The 7,640-nt window shown below is 64.6% G+C and carries 4 protein-coding genes and 1 pseudogene; all 5 read left to right on the top strand.

The features are described 5' to 3' along the window. Nucleotides 1-111: 111 nt before the first annotated feature. Nucleotides 112-1,956 carry a LamG-like jellyroll fold domain-containing protein gene (locus AB0M95_RS29830; protein ID WP_363771539.1) on the top strand — a complete coding sequence of 615 codons (1,845 nt, stop codon included), beginning with the start codon at nucleotides 112-114 and terminating at the stop codon, nucleotides 1,954-1,956. Further along, a pseudogene (locus AB0M95_RS29825) lies at nucleotides 1,848-2,369 on the top strand (RHS repeat domain-containing protein); the annotation flags it as partial. The gene AB0M95_RS29830 and the pseudogene AB0M95_RS29825, both read left to right, overlap by 109 nt. Before the next feature lie 198 nt (nucleotides 2,370-2,567). Beyond that, the gene (locus tag AB0M95_RS29820) at nucleotides 2,568-6,635 is read left to right on the top strand and encodes an RHS repeat-associated core domain-containing protein (protein ID WP_363771536.1); all 4,068 of its coding nucleotides are present in this window, start codon (nucleotides 2,568-2,570) and stop codon (nucleotides 6,633-6,635) included. Next, on the top strand, nucleotides 6,622-7,023 hold the full coding sequence (locus AB0M95_RS29815) for an ankyrin repeat domain-containing protein (protein ID WP_363771533.1): 402 nt from the start codon (nucleotides 6,622-6,624) through the stop codon (nucleotides 7,021-7,023). Before AB0M95_RS29820 ends, AB0M95_RS29815 begins: the two co-directional genes overlap by 14 nt. Before the next feature lie 351 nt (nucleotides 7,024-7,374). Beyond that, on the top strand, nucleotides 7,375-7,635 hold the full coding sequence (locus AB0M95_RS29810) for a hypothetical protein (protein WP_363771530.1): 261 nt from the start codon (nucleotides 7,375-7,377) through the stop codon (nucleotides 7,633-7,635). The last annotated feature ends 5 nt before the right edge of the window (nucleotides 7,636-7,640 follow it).

Below are 7,640 nucleotides of genomic sequence, written 5' to 3'. Positions count from 1 at the left end.
CGAGATCGCCACCTACAACCGGACACTGCCCGCCACCGAGATCCGCGCCCACTACCAGGCCGGCACGGCAGCCGCCCAGATGACCAAGGCGACGACGCCATCCGGACGGGTGTGGGCGCAGAACGCCTACCTGGCCGATGGCGGTCGGCTGCAGACCCACACCGACTCCAACGGCGGCTTGTGGAAGCTGAGCGCCCTACAGTACGCAAGGGGGAGCCGAGGCGGAGCCGAGGCGGAGCCGAGGCGACGATCACCGTCACCGACCCCCACAACGGAACCCGTGTCTCGGTGCACGATGCGCTCAGGGCCTACCGGACCATTTCACAGACCGACCAGCTTGGGAAGGTGACGAAATACGAGTACGACACCGGTGGCTACCTGGGCAAGATAACGGACCGGAATGGTAGTACCACCGAGTTCTACTACAACGATCGCGGGAACCGCATCGGCCGGAAGACCTGCCAGACCTCCACGAGTTGTCAAACCGACCACTACACGTATCACGAGAACGCGACCGACCGCTTCGACCCGCGCAACGATCAGTTAATCGTCTCGCGGGACGGCCGCTCGTCAAGCTCGACGGATGACACGTATGCCACCAAATGGGAGTACACCACTCAAGGTGAGGTGGCGAAGGAGACGACTCCGGCGACGCCGGACTTTCCCAACGGACGTTCGTTGACCTATAGCTACACCGATGGCACCGAGTCCGCCGTCGGGGGTGGCACTGTGCCAGCCGGGCTGCTCAAGTCCGAGCGGGACGCGAAGGGAAAGATGTGGAACTACGCCTACACGGCCCAGGGTGATTTGGCGCAGCAGACCGACCCCACAGGCCTGATCACGACCTACGTCCGTGACGCGCTGGGCCGGGTGACATCGAGCTCTCAGGTATGGGAGGAAAACGCCCCCGCGAGACTGTCGGCCTCTGCGGCGGCGCAGACGGGTCTCGTCGCCGCCTACGGGTTCGAGGCCGGTTCAGGTTCGGTGGTCGCCGATGACTCCGGCAACTCGCACGCGGGCACTGCCACCGGCACCTCTTGGAACACCTCGGGCAAATTCGGCAAGGCGCTGTCCTTCAACGGCACCTCGTCGTGGGTCACCGTGCCCGACGCCCCCGAGTTCAGGCTGGCGCAGGGGATGACCCTCATGGCGTGGGTGAAGCCCGCGGAACTGGACGGATGGCGCAACGCGCTGATCAAGGAGTACTCCGGCGGGCTGTCGTACGCGCTGTACGCGTCCGATGGGTCGGTGCCCAACGGCTGGGCGGTGAACACCTCCGGGACGGAGGGCTCGGTCTCCGCGCCCGAGGGACTGCCAGTGGACACGTGGTCGCACATCACTACGACGTATGACGGTTCGAAGCTCCGGTTCTACGTCGACGGCGACCTCGCGGCGGAGTCGGATTTCACCGGCTCCCTGAGAGGGGACGGCGGTTCGTTTCGAATCGGCGGCAACAGCGTGTGGGGTGAGCACTTCTCCGGGATCATCGATGAGGTCCGTGTCTACAACCGGGCGCTGCCGGAGGCGGAAATCCGTACAGCGCGCGACACCCCCGTGGTTACCGGCCAAGACCCAAGGGAGCCGCCCCAGCAGTCGGCCACGTTCACCACGACGGTGGCGTACGACCCGCAGGGCAGGGTCATGTCGCAAACCGGTCAGGGGGTGAAGAACGAGGTCACCGGGGTCACGCATACCGCTGAGGCGCGGTACGCCTACACCGCGGACGGTTACCGACTGACCGACAGCGTGGTGGACCTGACCGGCGGTGACCGGAGCGAAAGATCACCTACGGCTACGACGCCTTCGGCCGGATCGCGTCCATCACCGGTCCCGAAGGAGGTGTCGTCCACTATACGTGGGACCACACGGGCGCCCGGACGAGCATGGTGGACGAACTGGGTACCACCTACCACTACACCTACACGCCCCGAGGTGAGCCGGCGTCCACCATCCTGAAGAACTGGACGGGCAGCCCCGTCGATCCCCAGACCCCGCGAGACGTCGTGACGCGGTCCGCCTCCTACGACCCCGAAGGACGTCTGGCCACGCAGGTCGACGCCATGGGCCGGAAGCTGTCCTTCACCTACTTCGACAACGACGATCTCTTCAAGGTGATCGCCGATGACGCGAGACTGAACGGTTCCGCCACTCCGCGCGACGTAGTGCTGGAGGAGAACACCTATGACGCCGCCGGGTACCTCAAGTCGCGGCTCTCGGACGGGGCGCAGGCTCGTGTCGATTACGTGTACGACGCGGCGGGTCGCCTGACATCGGAGACCTTCGACCCGGCCGGCCTTGCTCGCAAGACCTCGTACACCTACGACGCCGATGACAACGTCATCAAGGAAACCTCCTCGAAGCAGGGTGAGAGCCGGACGGAGTCGGTCGAGTACGGATACGACGACGCGGGGCAGATGATCCGCAGGAGCGTCGAGAACGGGCAGCAGGACCTGGTCACCACATGGACACTCGATCGGCGCGGTCTGAGCCGGGAGATCGTCGACCCCAGGGGAAACGTCCCAGGTGCCGACCCCGGCGCGTACACCACATCCTTCCGCTACGACGCGATGGGCAGGCTCGTGGAGGCCACCTCTCCCGCCGTGGTCGTCGAGAAGGAAGGAACCGCCGTCACCGCCCGGACGAGCGAGAAGTACGGCTACGACAACGCGAGCCGGCCTACGCACGCGGTGGACGCCGAGGGCCGGGTCACGCGAACCGACTATGACAAGGTCGGGCGGACGACACGCGTGACCTTCCCCGCGTACACCCCGCCGGGGGGCTCCCCCCTCACCCCGGCCGTCAACTATGACCACGACCTGGCGGGCAGGCTCACGCGGTTCACCGATGAGCGGGGTCAGATCTTCCGTGCCGAGTACGACGCGCTCGGCAACCCTGTACGCGTCACCGACCCGGGTCCGGGCGGTCAGCCCGGGGGCCAATGGGTCACCGAAGTCGATCTCCTGGGAGAGACGCTCGCGACGGTGGATCCCACCGGCGCCCGCGAAGCGGCGACCTACGACGACCTCGGCCGCGTGATCACCACCACGAGCGTCGAACGCAGGCCGTCGAGCGCCGCCTACACCACGACGTACGAGTACAACGACGCCGACGACCTGACCAAGCGTGTCGAGCCCGGAGACAGGATCACCGGGTACGCGGTCAACGCGGCGGGCGAAGTGATCAGCGAGACCAATCCCGCAGGCAAGACTTCAACGTTCGCCTACGACCTCCTCGGCCGCACCGTCAAGGTCACGGATCCCCTCGGGAACTCCGCAGTGGCGGAGTACGACCTAGCCGGTCGTCAAATCACCGCCAAGGACCTCAACACGTCCGGCACGGTGCTTCGCACCTTGAGCTTCGGCTACGACGAGGCTTCGAACAGGATCAGCGAGACATCGGCCGAGGGCCGTACGGTCCAGCGGAAATACGATGCCACCGACAGCCTCGTGGAGCTGGTCGAGCCGGTGAAGAGCGGGGAGTCGATCACCACCACCTTCGGGTACGACGCGACCGGTGCCCTCACCCGGACCACTGACGGGCGTGCCAACACCGTCTGGACGAGCTATAACAGCCTCGGCGTGGTCGAGTCGCTGACCGAGCCAGCGACGACGGCCCATCCGAACATGGCCGATCGTGCCTGGACGAACGTGTACGACGCCGCGGGCAACCTGCTCTCGACGTTGCAGCCAGGCGGGGTGCGGACCGACCGGCAGTACGATCACCTCGGGCGGCTCGTCAGCGCGTCCGGTTCGGGTGCGGAGGCGGCCACCGCGACGCGCTCGTATGGCTATGACCTCGCGGGCAGGCAGACGGCCATCGGGGACTACGCGCTGGAGTACAACGACAGGGACCTGCTGACCAAGGTGACCAAGTCGTCGGTGCAGATGGCGGCGTTCTCCTACGACGCTGTGGGCAACGTCACGGATCGGGCCGACGCCTCGGGAACGGCCGTCTTCGGCTGGGACAAGAACGACAGGGTGGCTACCGCGACCGATCCGGTCACGGGCCGCTCCTTCGTGTACGGATACGACGACGCCGACCGGCTCACGGCGCTGACATCGGCCACTCCGCAGACGACTCAGAGTTTCGACTACGACGACCTCGATCGGCTGATCTCGCACACACTCAAGAACAGCGCCGGTGCCCAGCTTGCGAAGATCAGTTACGGATGGGACAAGGACGACCTTCTTGTGTCCAAGACGACCGAGGGCACGGCCGGTGCCGGTGCAAACACCTACGGATACGATCAGGCCGGCCGCTTGACGTCGTGGACGGCGCCGAACGGAAACGTCACCTCGTATACCTGGGACGCGTCCGGCAACCGGGTCAAGGCCGGGAACGACTCCTATGTCTACGATCAGCGCAACCGTCTGATCTCGGGTGCCGGCAGCGACTACACCTATACCCCGTGCGGAACCCTGTCCACGTCCACCACCGGAGGGGTCACCCGCCGGCTCGTGTTCGATGCCTTCGACCGGATGGTGGCCGACGGCGACGCCACGTATGGCTATGACGCGCTGGGGAGGCTCGTCTCCAGGGTCCGGGGCGGCGCGGAGCAGCGGTTCAGCTACGCCGGCCTGGAGAACGACATCGTGGCCGTGACCAACAGTGCGGGAGTCCTGCAGGCTAAGTATGGGCGGGACGCCGCAGGCGTGCCCATCAGCCTCCAGGAGGGCGGCGGGCCCGCGCTGGGCGTCATGACAGACCAGCATGACGACGTCGTCGGCACCTTCTCGGGGACGGCGCTGGTCGATTCGACGGCGTACGACCCGTTCGGAAAGGTCCTCGCCCGGTCGGGGACCACCCGTTCGCTGGGCTACCAGGGGGAGTGGACCGACCCGGACACCGGTGCGGTCAACATGCACGCCCGCTGGTACCAGCCGGGCACCGGTCAATTCTCCTCTCGCGACGACCTGACGCTATCTGGCGATCCCTCCGTGGGACTCAATCGCTATACCTACGTCGAGGGCTCACCGCTGACCGGCACGGATCCGTCCGGACACGACAAGGACTTCGCGGGCGGAAGCGGTGGCCGTCCGCGCTGGTACCGCACCACCCCGAAAATGCGGGCGCAGGCCAGGACCCGGAGGATCAACGAACAGAAGCGCGCGAAGGCCGATCGGCAGAACGGCAACGACGTACGCCGCGAGAAGCTCGACAACCAAAAGCAACGGAAGTGGAAGGAAGAGAAGAAAAAGTATTACGAGCGGCAGAACAGAGATTACAAGCGCAGGAACTCCACGCGGAAGATGGACAAGGAGAAGAGAGAGGTCCTCAAAGAGAAGAAACAGATGCGCAATCGCTCTACCAAGTGCCAGCGCTCGCCGAAGGCCATGGGCTGCCCGGGCTACAAGGCGCCGTCCGGTCGCGGGACCAAGCCGAACGGGAACAACGCGAGAAAGCCCGGAGTCAAACCCAATTCCAAGTCCACGGGGAGATCGGGAAACAAGTCGACGGGCAAGTCCGGTGGAAAGTCGGGCAATAAGTCCGGCGGTAAGTCGAACGGTGGCTCCGGTGGTAAATCGGGCGGGAGGGGCGGAGGGACCGGTGGGAACAAGCCGACCACGAATTCTCCGACCACGAAGTCTCCGAAGAAGAACGACTTCGATCCGGACGATCTGCCGGACTCCTGCGAGGTCTCGGTCGCGGAGTGCTTCAACGACCTGGTCAACCCCGTCGGCAGCTCGTGCTCGAGCTTGAGAGGCTGTGCCAAGGAGCTGGTCGAAGACGTCGTCGAGAACGTGGTCGACGACGTCGTGGACGACCTCATAGATCAGACCGGCCCGGACCTGCCGATCGAACCGCCCGGCAGCGACGCGGCGTGTCCGAGCGGCAACAGCTTCGTCGCCGGAACCCTGGTGCTCATGGCCGACGGCAGCCGCAAGCCCATTGAGGACATCGAAGTCGACGACCAGGTCATGGCCACCGACCCGCAGACGGCCCGCACCGCGGGCAAACCCGTCACCACCTTGATCACCGGTGAGGGTCTCAAGCAGCTCGTCACGATCACTGTGGACATCGATGGTGATCGCGGGGACGCCACGGACACCCTGACCGCGACCGACGGCCACCCCTTCTGGCTTCCCGAGCCTCGCAAGTGGCTGAACGCAGGCACCCTCGAACCCGGCATGTGGCTCCAGACCAGCGCCGGCACCTGGGTCCAGATAACCGCTGTCCAGCGATGGACGGCGTCCCAGAGGGTCTACAACCTCACAGTAGACGGCCTGCATACCTACCATGTGGTAGCAGGCGATCAGGCTATCCTGGTTCATAACGCTAGACCCGGTGGTAGAGGGCGTGGACCAGATGGTCGATTCCTGCCGAACCCCAACCCCCTTGATCCGGATTCTAGATACGATCGAGTGACGCTCTGGGAGTCTACAAAACGAGATATTCGAGATGCTGCTCCGAGGGATGCGAGTGACCGCTTCATTGATCCGAACACAGGTAAACCAATTACCGAACAGTTCCATTATGGGCATAAGCCTGGCCATGAATATTGGCGTGCCAGGGATGCGGCAAAGGCGGAAGGAACCATGTCGCGAGAAGATTTTATCAAGCATCAGAACGATCCCGGCATGTATCAGATTGAAGACGCACATGAGAACATGAGTCATCGTCATGAGCAATGCTAGTATCGATCGAAAGGGGCGGTCCGAGCTGCACTATGCTGCTCTTGAGGGCGATGCAGGGAGGGTGTCCGAGCTGATTGCGGCCGGCCTTGATCCCGATCTTGCCGACGATGACGGTTTCGTTCCTTTGCACATGGCCGCGCAGGAAGGGCATGTTGATGCCGCCCGAGCGCTCCTTGACAATGGTGCAGAGGTTGATGTGGAGAACAGGCATGGCAATACGCCCTTGTCGGTAGCGGTATTCAACTCTCGTGGTAGGGGTGATCTCATTACTCTCCTGCGAGAGCGGGGCGCCGACCCATGTCGAGAGAACAACTACGGGCAGACCCCCGTAGGGCTGGCCAAGTTGATCGCCAACTATGACGTCGCGCAGTATTTCGCGGATCTGTGATGCGATGCCCGGTGCCGTTTTGATGGCTCGATCTGAGGAGCCGGGTCTCGTTTGACGCCGATTTGACGGTCATTGCGTGTGGTTGTTTTCCTCACACCTACGTTCGGCGCTGCCGGGAACGCCGCCATGCGTTCAACGGTTGGATGCGGTGTTCGGAGCACGAGATCTTGGTCGCGGCAGGGTGCAGGTCGGTGACGCCGGAGACGTACCGGAGGACCTGACCGATGGGGCCCGGTCCTGCGAGATGGATCTGTGTTCGTCCAGCGCCGCGTCGCCGAATGCCGCCGGAGGAACTCCGCTGCGGACGAAGATCGTTACGGTGTGGACGGGAGCGGAAAGCCACTGAAGTGCATGACGAAGCCTGCGGAACGCTATGCCGCCTTCCGTGACAAGCATGCCGGCAGTGGGCCCGCCCTCACCTCCTTCCGCGGCCTGTACGACTTCGAGCTGGACGAGTTCCAGCTCGACGCCTGCCGGGCGCTGGAGGCGGGCGACGGCGTGCTGGTGGCGGCCCCGACGGGGTCGGGCACGACCGTCCGCCTCCGCCGTCCGGAAATCGTCGGCATGAGCGCGTCGCACACTAAGACATACGAGGTCGTGACGGCGAGGTGACGGCT

The organism is Sphaerisporangium sp. NPDC051017 (assembly GCF_040683095.1).
Taxonomy (GTDB): domain Bacteria; phylum Actinomycetota; class Actinomycetes; order Streptosporangiales; family Streptosporangiaceae; genus Sphaerisporangium.
The sequence above is the reverse complement of the archived record's forward strand: the minus strand, read 5'-3'. Positions and strand labels throughout refer to the sequence as shown.